Origin of the sequence: Hyphomonas oceanitis, from assembly GCF_036964545.1 — a bacterium.
Lineage (GTDB): Bacteria > Pseudomonadota > Alphaproteobacteria > Caulobacterales > Hyphomonadaceae > Hyphomonas > Hyphomonas oceanitis.
The window spans coordinates 170,838-186,719 of record NZ_JBALTL010000005.1 but is presented as its reverse complement, the minus strand read 5'-3'; the positions used below and the strand labels follow the sequence as shown (position 1 = coordinate 186,719).

At 61.9% G+C, this 15,882-nt stretch carries 16 protein-coding genes and 1 tRNA gene; 4 read left to right on the top strand and 13 right to left on the bottom strand.

Annotated elements, in window-relative coordinates:
• Positions 1-14 precede the first annotated feature (14 nt).
• Both V7651_RS14550 and V7651_RS14545 read left to right on the top strand, forming a co-directional pair.
• A complete protein-coding gene (locus tag V7651_RS14550) occupies positions 15-1,307 on the top strand; it encodes a metal-dependent hydrolase family protein (protein WP_335613577.1) in 1,293 nt (430 codons plus the stop codon).
• Positions 1,308-1,455: 148 nt separating this feature from the next.
• Positions 1,456-2,325: an OmpA family protein gene (locus V7651_RS14545; RefSeq protein ID WP_335613576.1), complete on the top strand. Its 870-nt coding sequence runs from the start codon at positions 1,456-1,458 to the stop codon at positions 2,323-2,325.
• Positions 2,326-2,331: 6 nt separating this feature from the next.
• On the opposite strand, the gene V7651_RS14540 is transcribed toward V7651_RS14545, so the two are convergent.
• From V7651_RS14540 to V7651_RS14515, 6 genes are all read right to left on the bottom strand, one after another.
• Complete coding sequence (locus V7651_RS14540; protein ID WP_335613575.1) at positions 2,332-3,399, bottom strand: DUF2855 family protein; 1,068 nt, start codon at positions 3,397-3,399, stop codon at positions 2,332-2,334.
• A 13-nt stretch (positions 3,400-3,412) separates the two neighbouring features.
• On the bottom strand, positions 3,413-4,153 hold the full coding sequence (locus V7651_RS14535) for an enoyl-CoA hydratase/isomerase family protein (protein WP_335613574.1): 741 nt from the start codon (positions 4,151-4,153) through the stop codon (positions 3,413-3,415).
• Complete coding sequence (locus V7651_RS14530) at positions 4,150-5,487, bottom strand: cytochrome P450 (RefSeq protein WP_335613573.1); 1,338 nt, start codon at positions 5,485-5,487, stop codon at positions 4,150-4,152. Before V7651_RS14530 ends, V7651_RS14535 begins: the two co-directional genes overlap by 4 nt.
• A 72-nt stretch (positions 5,488-5,559) precedes the next feature.
• Entirely contained in the window at positions 5,560-6,894 is a 1,335-nt protein-coding gene (locus V7651_RS14525) for a cytochrome P450 (RefSeq protein WP_335613572.1), read from the bottom strand.
• Between the two features lie 11 nt (positions 6,895-6,905).
• Positions 6,906-7,886 (bottom strand): pseudouridine synthase, encoded by a 981-nt coding sequence (locus V7651_RS14520; RefSeq protein ID WP_335613571.1) that lies wholly within the window; start codon positions 7,884-7,886, stop codon positions 6,906-6,908.
• A gap of 18 nt (positions 7,887-7,904) precedes the next feature.
• Entirely contained in the window at positions 7,905-8,324 is a 420-nt protein-coding gene (locus tag V7651_RS14515) for a hypothetical protein (protein ID WP_051624804.1), read from the bottom strand.
• A 182-nt stretch (positions 8,325-8,506) separates the two neighbouring features.
• Between V7651_RS14515 and V7651_RS14510 the strand changes: the two genes are divergently transcribed.
• A complete protein-coding gene (locus V7651_RS14510) occupies positions 8,507-9,736 on the top strand; it encodes a potassium/proton antiporter (RefSeq protein ID WP_335613570.1) in 1,230 nt (409 codons plus the stop codon).
• A 12-nt stretch (positions 9,737-9,748) separates the two neighbouring features.
• On the opposite strand, the gene V7651_RS14505 is transcribed toward V7651_RS14510, so the two are convergent.
• Positions 9,749-10,357: a TetR/AcrR family transcriptional regulator gene (locus V7651_RS14505; protein WP_335613569.1), complete on the bottom strand. Its 609-nt coding sequence runs from the start codon at positions 10,355-10,357 to the stop codon at positions 9,749-9,751.
• 50 nt (positions 10,358-10,407) lie between these two features.
• Here V7651_RS14505 and V7651_RS14500 point away from each other — a divergent pair, with 50 nt between their 5' ends.
• Positions 10,408-10,737 carry a darcynin family protein gene (locus V7651_RS14500; protein WP_335591223.1) on the top strand — a complete coding sequence of 110 codons (330 nt, stop codon included), beginning with the start codon at positions 10,408-10,410 and terminating at the stop codon, positions 10,735-10,737.
• Between the two features lie 21 nt (positions 10,738-10,758).
• On the opposite strand, the gene V7651_RS14495 is transcribed toward V7651_RS14500, so the two are convergent.
• From V7651_RS14495 to V7651_RS14470, 6 genes are all read right to left on the bottom strand, one after another.
• A complete protein-coding gene (locus V7651_RS14495) occupies positions 10,759-11,505 on the bottom strand; it encodes a hypothetical protein (RefSeq protein ID WP_335613568.1) in 747 nt (248 codons plus the stop codon).
• 32 nt (positions 11,506-11,537) lie between these two features.
• Entirely contained in the window at positions 11,538-12,497 is a 960-nt protein-coding gene (locus V7651_RS14490; protein ID WP_335613567.1) for a lysophospholipid acyltransferase family protein, read from the bottom strand.
• Positions 12,494-13,489: a tetraacyldisaccharide 4'-kinase gene (gene lpxK, locus V7651_RS14485; protein WP_335613566.1), complete on the bottom strand. Its 996-nt coding sequence runs from the start codon at positions 13,487-13,489 to the stop codon at positions 12,494-12,496. The genes V7651_RS14490 and lpxK overlap by 4 nt, the downstream gene beginning before the upstream one ends.
• The gene (locus tag V7651_RS14480; RefSeq protein WP_335613565.1) at positions 13,486-14,745 is read right to left on the bottom strand and encodes a 3-deoxy-D-manno-octulosonic acid transferase; all 1,260 of its coding nucleotides are present in this window, start codon (positions 14,743-14,745) and stop codon (positions 13,486-13,488) included. The genes lpxK and V7651_RS14480 overlap by 4 nt, the downstream gene beginning before the upstream one ends.
• A complete protein-coding gene (locus V7651_RS14475; protein WP_335591228.1) occupies positions 14,742-15,479 on the bottom strand; it encodes a lysophospholipid acyltransferase family protein in 738 nt (245 codons plus the stop codon). The genes V7651_RS14480 and V7651_RS14475 overlap by 4 nt, the downstream gene beginning before the upstream one ends.
• Positions 15,480-15,548: 69 nt before the next feature.
• Positions 15,549-15,623 (bottom strand) — tRNA-Val (locus V7651_RS14470).
• Positions 15,624-15,882 lie beyond the last annotated feature (259 nt).

Here is a 15,882-nt window from a genome sequence, read left to right as displayed (position 1 = left end):
GAAGGTTTGCACAGATGAAACCCGTGACACTGAAATCGCTCGCCCTGTCCGCCGTCTGTCTGGGCGCTGTCGGCGCCGCCGCTGCGCAGGATGCCATCGTGCATGCGGGCCATCTGCTGGCCGTGCCAGGCGAAGGCTATCTCACCGAGCAGACGATCACCATCAAGGAAGGCCGTATCGTTTCCGTCCAGCCGGGCTACAAATCCGGCGCCAAGAACGTGCCCGTCATCGACCTGAAAAACGCCTATGTCGTCCCGGGCCTGATCGACAGCCACGTCCACATCACCAGCGAAAGCGGTCCCGGCGAGCGCCTGAAGGCTTTCACCGATTCATCCGTCGATACCGCCTTTGATGGCGCGGCCTTCGCGAAGAAGACGCTCGAAGCGGGCTTCACCACGGTTCAGGACGTCGGCGGCGAGAATGACGCCGTCTTCGGCCTGCGTGACGCGATCGCACGTGGCGCGGTGGCGGGTCCAAGGATGCGGGCCGCTGGGCAGGCCATCTCGATCACTGGCGGTCATGGCGACATCAATGGCTACTCCTCCCCGGTCCTGAAGCTCTTCACCGGTACGAACATCTGCAACGGCGCCGATGACTGCCGCCGCGCCGTGCGTCAGCAGGTCAAGGAAGGCGCCGATGTCATCAAGATCACGGCAACCGGCGGCGTCCTGTCGAACACGGCCGCTGGCCTCGAACAGCAGTTCAGCAATGACGAATTGGTCGCCATCGTCGAAGCCGCTCACTCCATGGGCCGCCAAGTCACCGCGCATGCCCATGGCAAGGCCGGTGTCGACGCAGCCCTGCGCGCCGGCATCGATTCCATCGAACATGGGACCTATCTCGACGACGAATCCATCGCCCTGTTCAAGGAACACAAGGCCACGCTCGTGCCCACCGTGATTGCGGGCGTAACGGTCACCGGCTGGACCAATGAACCATGGCTGCCCGAAGCCTCGCGCAAGAAAGCCGCCATTGTTGGCCCGCTCATGCTGGACATGCTGCGCCGCGCCCATGCAGGCGGCGTGAACGTCGCCTTTGGCACGGATACCGGTGTCTCGCAGCATGGCCTGAACGCCAAGGAATTCGCGCTCATGGTTGAGGCAGGGTTCACGCCAGAGGAAGCTATCCGCGCTGCCACGGTATCTGCCGCCGAACACCTCGAAATGGATGGCGAGATAGGCACGATCGAGCCCGGCAAGTATGCGGACATCGTCGCCGTCACAGCGGACCCCCTGAAAAAGATTACGGAACTGGAATCCGTCGACTTTGTTATGCAGGGGGGCAAGGTCTACAAGGCGCTGGAATAGCTGCATCTGCCGCAGTTTGGCCCGGAACCTGCAAGACCTTCGCCTAACCCGCGAAGCATTTTGACATTGCGGGACAAAGGTCAGAGTGTTGGGCATGCAAAAATTCCGTACCAGAAACCCTCACACCTCCAGCAGGAAAGGGCACGTCATGGTTAAGATGGATCAATTCCTGCGGGTCGGAGTCGCTTCGACGGCCCTGCTCGGGCTGGTCGCCTGTGGCGGCGACAAGGCGGCTGAAGTGGCCGCAGCGCCTGCCGCTGATGGACTGGAATGCGTAACACTGCCCGAAGGGATGTACGTTTTCGAGAATGGCAAATTCTCTCCCACGATCATGCCGCAGCAGTCTCGTGCGCCAGAGCAGGTGACACGCGCCTCCGCTGGCTGGGTCGGTGACATCGAAGACGCCTTCAGCGCAGCAGGTTATACGTGGCTGGACTTCGTTGCCCGCGAGAATATCGGCGTTGTGACCGGCGTTGCCCCTGACGAAGACACAAAGCGCCGCGCCCTTGAAGCCGCAACGACCGCCATCATGGCCGACCCAACAGGCGGAACAGAGATCAACCTTGTCGTCGACGGCATCAGCGTCGCTGAGGGCGAGCCGGGTCCGGGCGCAAGCGTCGCAGCCCTCGCGCGCGGCGGTATCTCGCAGGATGCCTGCCAACAGGCCCTGAACGAGACCATGGAGGGGCAGAAGATACAGTTCCCCACCAACCGGGGTGACATCTCTCCGGTCAGCATGGGCCTGCTCGATGCGGTGGCTGGCATCGCGATGCTGTGTGACGACTTCAATGTCGAAATCGGCTCGCACACGGATTCCCGTGGGTCTGACGAATATAACCTCGTCCTCTCGCAGAAGCGTGCGGATGCCGTGAAGCACTATCTTGAGGAAAAGGGCGTCTCGACAGAGCAGCTCACAGCTGTTGGCTATGGCGAAGGCGTACCGCTCGACACGGCAGACAATGCTGAGGCATGGGGCCGCAACGCGCGCACCGAATTCAAGATTTCCCGCCAGCCTTGAGCCAGATCAGAACGCGAGGACAAGGCCCGTTTTCGGGCTTACCTTGCCGTTCACCGTATCATGCCAGGCAGCATCAATCGCTTCCATGCCGCTATCGCTTTGCGGTGTCACGAACGCGGCTGAGGCGCGATAGAACGACATCAGCGCCGATCCCAGCTTCTGGTTCAGCACGTCCGGCCCCAGCACCTTGGCGCGTTCGGCGGCATAGGTCGGCACGAAGAAGAATTCCGGTTGCGGATCCGGCAGCTGGATCGGCGCACGATTGCCCTCCCAGTCCGTCACGCCGATCACAAGGCTGCGCACCAGCCGGTCCCGAAATGCATTGTGCACATCAGCGGTGAGGGCAGGGCGGCCAAGGAAATCCACAAACGCCGTCAGCCCCCGCGCATGCATCGTGTCGACCTGATCATAGGTCTGCGTCCGCGCGTAAAGCCCCGTGCTCTTCACGAAATCCACATTGCCCGGCGATGTCAGCGCCACCGCATCAACGCCGCCGCGCAGTTTCAGGCAGTGCGCCAGCGCCAGCGCCGTCTTGGATGAGGCGCTTGAAATCACGACCGTCTCCGGCACGGCATCGCCCGTTTCCATCAGGCAGTCGTCGATCATCCACCCGGTTGTGAACAGCGGCCGGAACAGCATCTGCTGCGCCTCGAACGCGGCATCATAGGTCGGGTCCGCCGCAGTCACGATGTAAGTATTGTAGATCGGTGCGAGGCCCTTGCGGTGTTCCGCGCCGTCCATGAAGCTTTCCTTGCCCACCCGCGCTGGCTTCACATCGAACGTGTCCGAGATCGGCAGGTAGCCATAGACCCGCGCGCCCACTTCCACGCCGGGCGTCGTCGACTCGATAACCGTCGCAAAGCCCCAAACCGGCACGCGGCCATAGGCCGGGTCGGCCGCCGGGAAGAAGTCCCAATACTTCATCGCCTCGCCAAAGCTCGCATAGGTCACGTTATTGGCGGTCAGTGCGAAGGCTTCCACGCGCAGACGCGCCATGCCTTCGCCGAGTTCCGCCACCGCGCCCTCGGTCCATTGGCAATCGCGCAGGTCATTGCGCCTGATCAGATAGTCCATATTTCGCGTCCCCTTAGTCCTTGCGCATGAAGGCGCCGATTCGCGCCTGCATGTCAGGCCCGACGCCCTCATTTTTGAGCACTTCCCACTGTAACCCGGAATCCATGTCACGGGAATCCGTGGCTTCAAGCAGCCTTTTGTTGGCGGCGTGGGAGAAGGGCGAATTGGCCAGAATCTTCTGCGCCATCGCGTCAATGGAGGCATCGAACGCCGCGTCAGGCACCACCTGCTCGGCGAGGCCGATCCGCAACGCTTCAGCCGCGCCGAACATCTCGGCCGTGAACATCAGGCGCTTCGCCGTGGCAATGCCCACGCGCCGTGGCAGGCGCTGGCTCATGCCCCAGATCGGCGTCAGCGCCCATTTCGCATGCGTGTCACCAAACTTCGCGCTCTCTGCTGCGATGATGAAATCGGCGGCCAGCGCCACTTCCAGCGCGCCGGTGTAGCAATGCCCGTGCACCGCCGCGATCACCGGCTTCGGCAGCGTCTCCAGCATGCGCAGCGTTTCCGAATGCCAGCCCGGCGATGGCACTTTCTCGCCCTCGGCAATGTCGCCAAGGTCATGCCCGGCCGAGAAACACCGTCCCGCCCCGCGCAGCACGACGCAGCCAATCGAGTCATCTTTCTTGAGGTCGATGACATGCTGGCGCAGTTCGCGGAACACGCCCACGGTCAGCGAGTTCAGCTTGTCCGGCCGGTTCAGCGTCAGAACGGCCAGCCCGTCGTGGTCTTCCCGCAGGACAAGCGCGCTCATGCCGGCTTGCCGAGGTCAACCGTCAGCGACGAGATCGCATGCACGAAATTGCTTGGCGCAATCGACTGCTCGCCCGTCCAGGCAATATCCGGGAAGCGCGCGAGAATCTGCCGATAGGCGGCATCCACCTGCATGTTGGCCACACGTTGGCCAAGGCACACATGCGGGCCATGTCCGAAGGCCAGATGGTCCTTCGCATTGGCGCGCGTGATGTCATACGTATCCGGATTGTCAAACTTCGCCGCGTCGCGGTTGGCTGACGCATAATACATGACCAGCTTCTCGCCCTCGCCAATGGGCTGGCCGCCAAGCTCGGTATTCTTCGTCGCAGTCCGGCGCATATAGGTCACCGGGCTCACCATGCGGATCGACTCGTGCACGAAGTTCGGGAACAGGCTGTCATCAGCCATCAGTTTGGCCTTCTGGTCCGGGTTCTGCGTGAGCAGTTTCATCGTGCCCGACAGCGAGTTGCGCGTCGTGTCATTGCCCGCGAACACGATCAGCAGCCACGAGCCGTCAAGGAATTCCGGCGACAGCGGCTTGCCGTCAATCTCGACATTGGCGATGGCGCTCAGCAGGTCCGGCTGCGGGCTCTTGCGCCGCTCGGCCAGCAGATACCGGCCATATTCGAACATGGCCTGAATCTCGTTCATGAAGTGCGTGATCTGCTCCATCGACACATTGCCGAGGCCTTCCTGCTGCGCCTGGAATTGCGACTGCTCGAGGAAGTGCATCCAGTGCACCAGCTTCGGCCGGTCGGCCACAGGCACGCCGAGAATCTCGCACAGCGTGAACAGCGGAAGCTCGGCCGAGAAAGTCTCCACCATGTCGACAACCGGGCCCTGCTTGGCCATGCCATCGAGCAGCACGTTCACCTGCGCCGTCACGCGCTTGCGCAGCTCGGCCACGAAATCCGCCCGGAAATACGCCATATGCTCCATGCGCAGCGGTGTGTGATAGGGCCGGTCCAGGTTGATAAGCGAGTTCAGCGAGGATGAGTGCAGCAATGGATGGCGCGGTACGCCCTCCATGCCATAATTCATCAGGATACCGCCCTTTTGCGAGGAATAGGTCTCCGGGTCGAGTTCCATCTTCTTGACGAGGTCATAGGTGCTGACAGCCCAGAAACCGGCGCCGTACTCTTCCGGATGCCACATCACCGGGGCCTTCGTCCGCATCGTCTCGAATGCGTCGAACGTATAGCCGCCATTGTCGGAGAAGACGTTGGCAGTGGTCAGGTCCACAGGCGGTTTTAGGTCATAGACAGGCTTGCTGTGCGGCGTGATGGGCGGCTGCTCAACCTGGTAGGTTTCGGTGACGTTCTGGAATCCCATAGTCTGTCCTCCTGAAATGTTTCCTCTGTCCTGCAGCGCGCCTCGTTTCGCGGGCGCGGCTTGCAGGCCTGACTAGAACTTGTAGCGCACCGGAATCGATTTCGGGCCGCCGACAAAGTTCGCCTTGATGAAGGTCGGGTCGCCGTCGAGTTCGAACGACTTGATCCGGCTGAACAGCTCTTCGTAGATGATCTGCATCTCAAGGCGCGCGAGGTGCATGCCGAGGCACATGTGCCCGCCATGGCCGAACGAGATCAGCTTGTTCGGGCTGCGGTCCACCTTGAACTTGAATGGCTCGTCGAAGACTTCTTCGTCGCGGTTGCCGGATGGATAGCAGAGCAGCAGGCTCTCGCCTTGCTTCACGGTCTTGCCGCGCAGGTCATAGTCTTCTTGTGCCGTGCGCATGAAGTGCTTCACTGGTGTCGTCCAGCGGATGGCTTCGTCAACGGCTGTGCGCGACATGCCCTTGGGGTCTGCCATGATCTTCTTCAGCTGGTCGCGGTCCTGCAACATGGCCAGAACGCCGCCACCGGTCGAGGCGCTGGTCGTGTCGTGGCCTGCCGCCGCAGTGATGATGTAATAGCTCATCGCTTCCAACTGGCCGATTGGCTCACCGTCGACCATGCCATTGGCAATCACGGTCGATACGTCGTCGCGCGGGTTGGCGCGGCGGTCTGCCGTGATCGCCGTGAAATACATGAAGAACTCTGCGAGCGTTGCCTGGATGGAGGCGAGGCCGCCTTCGACGTCCCGGTCTTCCAGACTTTTCTTGTTGCGGTTCAGGTCTTCGTCCTGCGCGCCAAAGATTTCCTGCGTCAGCTTCAGCATCATCGGCTCGTCGGATTCCGGCACGCCCAGGATCTGCATGATCACACGCAGCGGGTAGTGAAGGGCCACATCCTGCTGGAAGTCGCACTCGCCGCCCAGGTCTTCCATCCGGTCAACGAATTGCTTGGCAATCGCGCGCACGCCCTCTTCACGCTTCTTCACGTTCTGCGGCATGAACCATTCCTGCGTCAGGTGGCGCAGCTTGAAGTGCAGCGGGTCATCCAGCTGAACCAAAGTCTTCAGAAGGTGCGGCTGGCCGAATTGCGCATAGACGCCTTCTTCGGCCTGCTTGTAGGACAGCATCTCGCGCTCGCCATTGGTGAACAGCTTGTTCTGGCGGCTCACTTCCATGATGTCGGCATGCTTGGTCACAGCCCAGAAGGGACGAAAGTTTTCCGGTTCACACCAGGCAAGCGGGTCTTCCGCGCGCAGCTTGGCGAAAGCGGCGTCCAGCTTGGGCTGGTCGGCATAGACGGCAGGGTCGACGATCTGGTCACACGTGGCCGCGGCCGCCGCGCTCATCGTCCGATCCGGGTCCATTTTGGTCTCGGGTGGGGTGGCAAGTGCGGTATCGGCCATGGGGCTCTCCGTCAGGATTGTCTGGGTTTGGGTTTCCTGTTTCCAAGTCTACTGGAACCGGGCCTTGTGCCAAGGCGTGACTTTGCGGCAGGTGCCGCGCGTTTCGGCGCTTCACGCAGCGGGCGATTGGCCTCTGCGATCATGTGGCCAACAGTTTCCAGCATCAGTTCAGGCGGAATCTCCTCCACCGCGCCGGGTCGCAGGTCGCCCAGCTCGAATGGGCCGTAATTGATGCGGATCAGCCGGTTCACGATCAGGTTCACAGCTTCCAGTGCGCGGCGCACCTCCCGCTTCTTGCCCTCGGTCAGCGTCACGGTCAGCCACGAGTTGGCGCCGTTCTCCCGGTCGAACACAGCCGTGATCGGGGCATAGTCCACGCCGTCGACCGAGATGCCGGCAGCCAGGTCGGCAATCTTGAAGTCCGTCACAGTGCCCTGCGCGCGCACGCGATAGGTCCGCTCCAGCGCATTCTTCGGCAGTTCCAGCTCGCGCGCCAGCTCGCCATCATTGGTCAGAAGCAGGAGGCCTTCGGTGGTCAAATCGAGACGTCCGACTGTCACAACACGGGGCAGGGATTTCGGCAATTCGTCAAAGATCGTCCGGCGGCCTTCAGGGTCGCTGTTCGTCGCGATCAGGCCGGCGGGCTTGTGATAGCGCCACAGGCGCGTCGGCTCGGGCGCGCTGATCGTCTTGCGGCCGACCTTGATCAGCTCGCGACCGGTCACCTTGAAAGCGGGGGAGGTCAGCTTGGTGCCGTTCACCCAGACATCACCGGCCTCGATCATCCGCTCCACTTCGCGCCGTGAGGCGACGCCGGCGCGGGCGAGATATTTGGCAATGCGCTCGCCTTCGCTCCAGTCGGGCTCGGCTAGCGTTTTCGGGTTGTGTCCGGGCTTTTTCCGGGCATCCTTCGGGGTTTTATTCGGGCTGTTCTGGGGGCGCGAACCGGGCTTTGCCTGGCGCGAGCGGCCCGTCTCTCGACGCTCCGTCATATCTCTATCTTTCGTTTTCTATCCCATGAACTGCAGGATTGGGGCCGCTATAGCAAGTCCACTGAGGAATTCCATGGGAATCCACACCGGGATCATGCCGCTGCCCCGGTTCTTCTGCTTATCCAGCACCAGCGACAGCGTCCGCCCGAAGGCCGCGCCAATCCATCCCGCCGCCAGCGGTAGCACCACCAGCACGCTCAGCACATTCACCTCGCTTTGCGACACGGTCAGTAGCAGGGCCGCCGTCATCATGTGCGAAAACATGAACAGGCCGCCAAACGTCGCCCGGAATTCGGAGAAGCCGCCCGGCCGCTCCGGATCAGGATCCTCAACCAGCCTGACAATACGGGCCATCCAGCCCGGCGACAGCATCGTCATGGCGCCGAGAACCGCATAGGCGCCAAGCACGACGAGGGAGATCACTTCGCCAATCTGCATCGATTTGCCTTCCTGTTTCCCAACTACCTAATCTGTTTGAGCGAAAAGCGTAGGGCATTGGGCAAATTTCGAGGAATTCACTGCGGTTTTGTCCGCTTTGCAGCCTGCTGGGAGTATGCCCTCACCGGCCTGTCACGTAAGAAGGGAGTCAGGCAAAGACTCACGCGGTTGAAGGATAATTGATGGAACTGGCGATCCTTTTTTGCAGCCTTGTTGTGTTCGCCACCTTTGCGCTGATGCCGCTGGCGCATAAGGCGGGCGCCCCCATCCTGCTTGTGGTGCTCGGCCTCGGCATGCTGCTCGGCGTGGACGGCCCGGGCGGCATCCGCTTCTACAGCTACCAGACCGGCTTCAACCTCGGCAGCATCGCTCTTGCCATCATCCTGTTCGCCGGTGGCCTGGAGACGGAGCGCGGTGTCATCCGCAGCGCGCGCAATTCCTCGATCATGATGGCGACGGTTGGCGTGCTCGTCACGGCGCTCATTGTCGGCCTGTTCGCAACATATGTCCTCGGAATGCCACCGCTTGTCGGGCTGCTCCTTGGCGCCACCGTGGCGTCCACCGATGCCGCCGCCACGTTCCTGCTGATCCAGCAGAGCAAGCGCGACATTGGCGACCGCGTGAAGAACACGCTGGTGCTGGAATCCGGCCTGAACGACCCGATGGCCATCTTCCTCGTTGTCGCGCTCACCACCATGGTCAATGGCGGTCTGCCGACCTCGGCGCTCGAAGTCGGCGGCTTCTTTGTGTTTCTCGTGGCGCAAATCGGGCTCGGCCTCTTGGGCGGCATCGGCGGCGGCCGGATACTGACCTTCCTTATCGACAAGATGACCCTTCCGAACGGCACCTATCCCGCCATGGCCCTGGCCGGCGCCCTCGCCATCTATTCAGCTGTGGCGCTCGTCGGCGGCAGCGGCTTCCTCGCCGTCTATTTTGTCGGCATCGCCATCCGCAACCGCCTGCGGCGTCCGCTCGACAATATCCTGAACTTCAACGAGGCCCTCCAGTGGATCAGCCAGATGGCGCTCTTCCTGATGCTGGGCCTGCTCGTGGCGCCCAGCCACCTCCTGAAGGATATCTGGGCTGCGCTCGCCGTGGCTGGCGTCCTGATGTTCGTCGCACGCCCGCTGGCCGTGATGCTCAGCATCGGATGGATGGGCTTTTCCTTCCGCGAGAATGTCTTCCTCAGCTGGGTCGGCCTGCGCGGCGCGGTGCCGGTCCTGCTCGCAATCTATCCCGTGATCACGCCCGGGCCGGTCACGATCGAGTTCTTCAACATTGTCTTCGTCATCGTCGTCACTTCGCTCATCGCGCAGGGCTGGACGATCGTGCCGCTGGCACACGTCCTGCGCCTGGGCAGCGACAAGACGGCAGAAGAAGACGAGGAACGTGAGGCGGTCGCAGAGACCTGAGGGAACGCCCCGTCAGTATTTCAAGTATCCAAGCGTTGCCCGCTTTACGCGCAGCGACAGAGCCTTGCTGTCTGTTTCGCCTGTTCGCCCAGCCGCATCAATCATGCCTTTGCTCATGGCCACGAGGTCTGCGGCCGCTTGATCAGCGAGAGGATAATCATAGCGACGCAGCAGCGAAGCAACGGCTGCCCGTATTTCATCGCCCATCTGCACGGTTTCGTCGAAGAGGTTCAGCGAATCCTCAAGATAATCCAGGGTTCTTGCAAGCCGCGGACGTGCCAGTTGATGCGCGACCGCCACCTCAATCAGCGCCAGCAGCGTCTCTTCCAGCGGCGCGGAATCAAACTCCAGTGCAACGCGGTTTACATTGTCCATGAGTATACCGCGCTCGCGCAAGGTCAGCTCTGCGAGGATTGCGGCCAGGTTGGGGAAGTACTGGTAGAGCGAACCGATGCTGACGCCTGCGGCCTCCGCGACGGTGTTTGTTGTCACAGCGGTGAGCTCTTCCTTCTCGATAATGCGAGCTGCCGCTTCCAGTATGTCATCAAACATCGCCCGAGAGCGTGCCTGCTTCGGGCGTTTGCGAACGCGGTCTGAGGTGGCCTCAATACGAGTTGTCATATGCGAGCTATAACTCGTATTTTTGGGCAAGCAAGTACAGGATACTACCTATGACCACGACCTACACGATCTTTGTTCTGTTAAAGGCGCTACCGGCCTGGTTGCGCCTGCCACGTGATGAGCGCAGCCGCATTGCCGACAGGGCATTCTCCAAGGCGCTGGCCGAACATGCGATGGCTTTTCGCTATTTTGATGCGGAAGCCTTCTCGGCGCGTGCGAGCGACGTCGCCCTCTTTGAGACAACAGACCTTCGCGCCTATTATTTCGCCATGGAACATCTGCGCGACAGCCCGATCTTCGCCGAGCCGTACTTCGAGATCGTCGACATCATCCCCACCATCGAGGACGGCTATCAGGCGTTTGAAGCCGCTGTTGCCTAGGCCGCCCGTGTTTTCGGTAAGTTACGGCTGGTGCGCGGCAGGAACATAAAGAGCCACGTCGCTCAGGGCGCCAATCTGCCCGAGATGCCCGGTAATCTGTGTTCCAACGATATGCGCGTGGGCATGAAGCGTCCGGCCGTCCGGAAGGAAATAGGTGTCTTCAGGGCCGGGGGCGTAGATGCCGACGATCTCTACGGCCACATCCTCTGCGTCGCCCTTCGCGCCGGTCGGTTTCCCGACAGCGCTCCAGCTCGCCTGTGACGCCGTGCCGGTCAGCTTGAACGGAAAGGCCGCGCCGGCTGGGCAACCAGCTGCCTCAGCCGTATCTGTGAGCAGGCTTTCGATGCCCTCAAGGCCTGCCAGGTCAGCGACTGGCTGAACGGCTTTCCAGCCCGCCGGGCTGCTTGCCACCAAAAAGGCAGCGCCCTTTTCTGGCGATACATCATGCGAGAGCGAGACCATGTCACCGCTCTCTGGTGTCGCGATATGAAAGACACCATCCATCAGGGTGAGTTCATCCCGGTACCCAGCCGAGGGGCCATACCCAACGGTCGTGTCACTGATCGGCACGTCGCTGAGTTTGACGCTCTGCGTGAACCCGGGCGCCTTGATCGACGCGCGCGTGCCAAACACCATGATCGGCGTATCGCAGGACATGACAGGGTCGGCGGCCTGTTCCACAGCCGATGGCGAGGTGCAGCTTGCCACGCTGATCGCGGTCATAAGGGCCAGCCTCGCGAAAACGCTCTGGGTAATGGATCGGCTCATATATGCGTTCCTTCTCGGATCGATATCGATCCCTATACCACGCCAGCCTCGCGCCAGGCCTCTTTCGGCCAGCGGCGGTGTTGCCAGAACCATTGGCCCGGCTCGGCGCGGATACAGTCCTCCAGGAACTGGTTGATTCGTGTCACGGTGGAGAGGATGTCTGCCTCGGCATCCCCGGTGTCCTGCGGCAGGAAGGGTTCATGGATCTCCACCCGGAACCGGGCAGGGCCCGTGCGCACGGTCGAGACTGGAACGATCGGCACGCCATATTTCAGCGCCAGCCGCGTCGGCCCCTGCGCCGTCATCGCCTCATGCCCGAACAAAGGCACGGCAACACCCTCACGAAACTTCTGGTCGTTCATCAGGGCAATCGGCGCGCCGCGTGCCAGCGCCCGCATCAGCTCGCGCGTGCCAATGCCCTTCGGCGCGGTCGTGCCGGTGCCATAGTCATGGCGCAGCTTGTTGATGCGCCGGTCGATGTGCGGATTGTTCAGGGCCCGGTAGGTCATCACGGCATGCGGGATGCGCTTGCAGATCGCCGCCGGCATGATTTCCCAATTGGCAAAGTGGCCGGAGATGAACACGGCGCCCTTGCCGCTGGCATTGATTTCATCAAGGCGCTCGACACCGACGACATCCACCCGGCCGCTGGTATACGGGTCGATGGCGGGCAGGTGAGGCAGTTCGCCCGCCGTGCGTCCGGCGCTCTCCCACGCGGCCATCGCCGTGCGCTCTATCTCGGCTTCGGTCCAGTCGGGGAAGGCCAGTTTCAGGTTGCGCCGCATCGTCTTGTGCTGCGACAGCTTGGGCCCGATCTTCTTCAGCAGCCATCCGCAGAAGTCAGACGCCTTGTCCGGCCCGAGCATCTTCATTGGCCACCAGTAGATCACGTCCCAGGCCACGGTCTCCAGCCGCCATTGGACCCGCTGCCAGAAGGAGGCGCGGTTATCGATGTCCTTCGGGCGGACATAGGCGGGGGGCATGTCTGTCATTGGCGTGCAGAGAAGATGATGGCGTCCAGCAGCGCTTCAAGCGCAGGCCTGTCTTCAAATCGTGCTGCGACAGGAAAGGCAAGCACGCGCTTCTGTTCCGCCTGTGGCAGGCGCACATGGTCTTTCGTCGTTGTGATCAGGCGAGCGCCATGCGCCTCGGCCAGTTCGTGCAGGAATTTCAGCTCGCCTTCGCTGTACACATGGTGGTCGGCATAACCGACCGCCTCGCGCAGGTCAGCCCCAGCTGCCTTCAACCCATCGAAGAACTTGAGCGGTCGTCCAATGCCGGCAAAGGCCACCAACGGCCCGGTCGGCATGACCTTTGTCGGCCCGATCTTCGCGCGCAACACTGGCAGGCCGGAGCGGGTCACCGCGTTGGGCACATCGCCGTCGCCCATCAGGATCACGCCATTGGCCCGCGCCAGCCCGTCGCTGACCGGCTCGCGCAGCGGCCCTTTGGGCAAGAGGTGGCCATTGCCAAACGGTGCGGCGGCATCAATCACGATGATGGACAGGTCCTTGTAGAGCGACGGGTTCTGGTGGCCGTCATCCATGATGATCACCTGCACGCCGTCGGCCTGCATGGCCTGCGCCGCTTCGACCCGGTCGCGCCCGATCCAGCTCTCGCCGGTCGCGGCCAGCATCAAGGGCTCGTCGCCCACCGTCGCCGCCGTGTGTTCGCCCGGAACGACCCTCAAAACACCCTTGGAATCCCCACCATAGCCCCTCGAAAGGGTCGCGGAACGGACTCCGAATGACCCGAGAACGGTCCGGATAGCCTCAACAACGGGCGTCTTGCCGACGCCCCCGACCGTCAGGTTGCCGACGCAGACGACCGGGATATCCACCCGGACAGGCTCGGCCTTTTCCAGCTTTGTCTGTACGCCCAGCCGGTAGGCAAAGGCGAGTGGTGATAACAGGAGGCGCGTCAGCGGCGCGGCTTCACGGGACTTCGGGTCGAGGCCCGCAGACCAGAAGTGCGGCGCCTTCATTGCAGCAGACCCGGTTCAGGGATGAGTGGCAACAGCGCCTTCAGCGTCTCCACCATGGGCGCATCGGCATGTTCCGCTAGCGCTGTAACAGCTGCAACAGGTGGGGGCGGTGTGTTCTGCAGTGCATCGGCCACCCCGGCAGCATCATCGGCCAAGCGTACCAAGCCGCGTTGTTCAAGATCAGCCATCATGCTGGCAAAGTTGTGCACGCGGGGGCCGGTTACGACAGGTTTGGAAAAACGCACGGGTTCCAAGGGGTTATGGCCGCCGACGCCCTCAGCATGCCCGCCGCCGAGGTAAACTGCATCCGCCAGCCTCAGCCACAGGCCCATCTCGCCCATCGTGTCGGCCAGCAACACACGGGTCCGCGTGTTAGGCACTTGTCCTTTGGACCGCCGCGCGAAGGGCAGGCCCCGCGCCCGGATAAGCGCCTCGACCTCATCCCCGCGCACCGGATGGCGCGGAGCAATGATGACAGCAGATTCAGGGATGTCAGCGATGGCGTCGAGGAACAATGCCTCCTCGCCGTCATGCGTCGAAGCCGCCACAAGGCAGCGCCTGCCGCCGACAAAACCCTCACGTATCCTCTGGATTTCGAAATCGCTCGCTTCCGGGCCGGGCAGGGCCGATTTCAGGTTACCAGACGAGCGCACATTTTCGCCCAGCAGGCTTCCGAGCCGCTGCGCCGTATCGGTATCTGCAGCAAGAACAACGTCGAAACTGCCAACCAGCTTGCGGAATAGGCCCTGAAAGCGCTTCCAGCCATCGGCAGAGCCTTGCGTCATGCGCGCATTGACCAGTGCGCGTTTCGCCCCGCTTTTCCCCGCTTCAAAAATCAGGTTCGGCCAGATCTCGCTCTCGCCGAACACGCAAAGGTCAGGCTTCCAATGCGCGATGAAGCGCTTTGCCACGGCGGGCGTATCCAGCGGCGCCATCAGGTGAATTGCTGCGTCCGGCAGGGCAGGGCCCAGCAAGCGGGCAGAGGTCAGCGTCTGGCTCGTGAACACAAGCATCAGGTCCGGACGTGCCGCCACCAGCCGGTGGCCCACTTCGAGTAACAGGCGGCTTTCGCCGACGCTGGCGCCATGCAGCCAGACGAGCCGTCCCTGGCGCCTGTTGGGCATGTTGCGCGCGAGGCGCTCATTCATCCGTCCGTAATCTTCCTTTCCCTTGCCGGCGCGTCGGCGCAGCACGCCCGGCAGGAAGGGCGACAGGAGGCGGGTAATCGCCCGATAGGCATGAAAGGCTAGGGTCATGTTGCGCTCAGCCCTGCCGTGTCCGGAACGGAATAGCCGACCAGCGCTTCAGCGCGGCGCGTTGCGGCGTCCATGCGGCGCTGCAGTTCGGCACGCAGGGCTTCCGGGCTTTCCGACCGTGGTGTTTGCAGCATTTCCCCGAACACGATGGCCCCTTTCGTAAACGGCCAGGGCAGGATGAACCTGTCCCAGCTGTCAAAGCGCTTGGCCGGCCTGCTGGCCAGAGCATAGGGTAGGATAGGCGCGCCCGAGCGCTGCGCAATCATGATGGCACCAAGGCTCACCTCTTCACGAGGACCGCGCGGCCCGTCAGGCGTGATACACACAGCGCCGCCAGATTTCAGCAGTCTCACGGATTCTGCGATCGCACGGGCGCCGCCCTTATCCTTGTTGGCCTTCTTCTTGTTGCCGGCGGATCCTCGGATTGGCTCCAGCCCGAGATGCTTGATGGCGCGGGCCACAGGTTCGCCATCACCGGAGAGAGATATCAGCATGGCACCTTTTGCATCACGTCCGGGCCAGTCGCGCATGCATTTCATCCAGCCAGAGGGAAGCAGCATTATGCGCGAATGCCAGGCCGCCACAACCACGCCCGGAGCCTTGGCCCAAGCAGCTTTTGCCTCATGCTCGCCTTCGACTGTCCAACGCAAGGTGCGACCGATCATCACCATCCAGAACCAGATCAGGAATCCCAGCAGAATCACGACAGGTTTTGATCGGAACAGTGACTTCATCGCGTCGCTTATACTTTGCTTTGCGCCATGCGCCATGCTGGCAGGCAATGATGACTGACTGATCAGAAATGGTGGGCGATGCAAGGTTCGAACTTGCGACCCCTGCCGTGTGAAGGCAGTGCTCTACCACTGAGCTAATCGCCCCGGTTCCGGGAAACGGGTCCGTAATGCCATGCCCCGCCAACGTCAAGCGCGGAACGCTTTTGTTACCGCTAGCAGGATTATAGTCAGAAATAACTAATGCGTGAATGCATGGCTGTATCCCGATAGGCGTCAATTTCACATGCAAAAGCACAATTGCCTTATTTTGGCTTCCGTACCATCATAGTTGGTCGATGAGGGCTAAATCCTAGCTGTGTTTGCTTATTTTTGCGCATGCGAGCAGGTTTCCCCATCAAAAAAC

What these genes read in the sequence shown, in the direction of transcription:
- V7651_RS14480 (WP_335613565.1), bottom strand. Translation starts at nt 14,745, where the DNA reads ATGACCCTAGCCTTTCATGCCTATCGGGCGATTACCCGCCTCCTGTCG.
- V7651_RS14495 (WP_335613568.1), bottom strand. Translation starts at nt 11,505, where the DNA reads ATGAGCCGATCCATTACCCAGAGCGTTTTCGCGAGGCTGGCCCTTATG.
- V7651_RS14515 (WP_051624804.1), bottom strand. Translation starts at nt 8,324, where the DNA reads ATGCAGATTGGCGAAGTGATCTCCCTCGTCGTGCTTGGCGCCTATGCG.
- V7651_RS14500 (WP_335591223.1), top strand. Translation starts at nt 10,408, where the DNA reads ATGACCACGACCTACACGATCTTTGTTCTGTTAAAGGCGCTACCGGCC.
- V7651_RS14490 (WP_335613567.1), bottom strand. Translation starts at nt 12,497, where the DNA reads ATGACAGACATGCCCCCCGCCTATGTCCGCCCGAAGGACATCGATAAC.
- V7651_RS14530 (WP_335613573.1), bottom strand. Translation starts at nt 5,487, where the DNA reads ATGGGATTCCAGAACGTCACCGAAACCTACCAGGTTGAGCAGCCGCCC.
- lpxK (WP_335613566.1), bottom strand. Translation starts at nt 13,489, where the DNA reads ATGAAGGCGCCGCACTTCTGGTCTGCGGGCCTCGACCCGAAGTCCCGT.
- V7651_RS14545 (WP_335613576.1), top strand. Translation starts at nt 1,456, where the DNA reads ATGGTTAAGATGGATCAATTCCTGCGGGTCGGAGTCGCTTCGACGGCC.
- V7651_RS14475 (WP_335591228.1), bottom strand. Translation starts at nt 15,479, where the DNA reads ATGAAGTCACTGTTCCGATCAAAACCTGTCGTGATTCTGCTGGGATTC.
- V7651_RS14510 (WP_335613570.1), top strand. Translation starts at nt 8,507, where the DNA reads ATGGAACTGGCGATCCTTTTTTGCAGCCTTGTTGTGTTCGCCACCTTT.
- V7651_RS14505 (WP_335613569.1), bottom strand. Translation starts at nt 10,357, where the DNA reads ATGACAACTCGTATTGAGGCCACCTCAGACCGCGTTCGCAAACGCCCG.
- V7651_RS14535 (WP_335613574.1), bottom strand. Translation starts at nt 4,153, where the DNA reads ATGAGCGCGCTTGTCCTGCGGGAAGACCACGACGGGCTGGCCGTTCTG.
- V7651_RS14550 (WP_335613577.1), top strand. Translation starts at nt 15, where the DNA reads ATGAAACCCGTGACACTGAAATCGCTCGCCCTGTCCGCCGTCTGTCTG.
- V7651_RS14520 (WP_335613571.1), bottom strand. Translation starts at nt 7,886, where the DNA reads ATGACGGAGCGTCGAGAGACGGGCCGCTCGCGCCAGGCAAAGCCCGGT.
- V7651_RS14540 (WP_335613575.1), bottom strand. Translation starts at nt 3,399, where the DNA reads ATGGACTATCTGATCAGGCGCAATGACCTGCGCGATTGCCAATGGACC.
- V7651_RS14525 (WP_335613572.1), bottom strand. Translation starts at nt 6,894, where the DNA reads ATGGCCGATACCGCACTTGCCACCCCACCCGAGACCAAAATGGACCCG.